The organism is Arthrobacter sp. A2-55 (assembly GCF_025548615.1).
GTDB lineage: Bacteria > Actinomycetota > Actinomycetes > Actinomycetales > Micrococcaceae > Specibacter > Specibacter silviterrae.
This window is the reverse complement of record NZ_JAJLOZ010000151.1, coordinates 1-875: the sequence shown is the minus strand read 5'-3', so window position 1 is coordinate 875 and position 875 is coordinate 1. Positions and strand designations below refer to the sequence as shown.

The 875-nt window shown below is 59.9% G+C and carries 2 protein-coding genes; one reads left to right on the top strand and one right to left on the bottom strand.

The genetic code is table 11. The features are described from left to right. Window positions 1–102: 102 nt before the first annotated feature. Window positions 103–579: a hypothetical protein gene (locus LPN03_RS20730; protein ID WP_262455761.1), complete on the top strand. Its 477-nt coding sequence runs from the start codon at window positions 103–105 to the stop codon at window positions 577–579. Between the two features lie 95 nt (window positions 580–674). On the opposite strand, the gene LPN03_RS20725 is transcribed toward LPN03_RS20730, so the two are convergent. Continuing rightward, the coding region (locus LPN03_RS20725) for a hypothetical protein (RefSeq protein WP_262455760.1) at window positions 675–875 on the bottom strand (201 nt) is incomplete at its 5' end.

Below are 875 nucleotides of genomic sequence, written 5' to 3'. Positions count from 1 at the left end.
CCCCAGACACAACACAACACGCAGGCCGGCAACGCGGCCTCAGTGAAGGAGGTGCCGGGGCAGCTGCGTGCTTTTCACAGCAGGGCGCCGTAGGCTGTCCAAATGTCCAGCATCTTTTCACATGCCCCCGAACCTGACTACGTTTCGCCTGCAGAAGCCACCTGGCAGGTGATATCTGAGGTGGTGGGAACTGACGCAGTCCATGCTTTTGACGGATTTACAGACGCCGTTCATCTCTGGTGGCCAGTCTCGGAGCAGAGTGAATTTGGTGAAGGCTCGCATGTCGCCTTCCTTCGGGACAACTTTGTCGAGGAGGGCGAGGACGGCGATGAGTTGGCATGGGCCGATATCGTTGAATGGGAGTCGCCAACACTCCTGAGGCTCGACTGGCGTGTGGCAGATGCCCCGCTGTCGTCGTCGGAAGTTGAAGTTCGTTTTGAGGACGTAGTGGACGGTGCCTGCCGCATCTCCATTGGTTTTGAGGCGATGACGGCCGGCGACAGCCACCTTGTTTGTGATTGGCCACTCATCTTGTCCAGATACGCCAGATTCATGGGTGGGGCTCTCCGCCTCGACTAGACTGGAGTGTGGACCAATGGGTCCGGAGGTTTTGTGTTGGACAAGATCAATAGTGAAGAGCGGCTGTTACTGTGCCAGTTAGTGCGCTCATAGGTTTAGGAGTCGGCATGGCTGAGCATCAGGGTGGAAATCGCGACGGGAATTCCCGCGGGAGCAACGGCGGTGGATTCAATGGCGGCCAAGGCCGCGGTGGTTCCGGAGACCGCTCGTACGGTGACCGGAAGCCCTTTGGCGATCGCGACAACCGCGGCGGTCAAGGCGGGCGCCCCTACGGGAACCGCGACGACCGGCCCGCA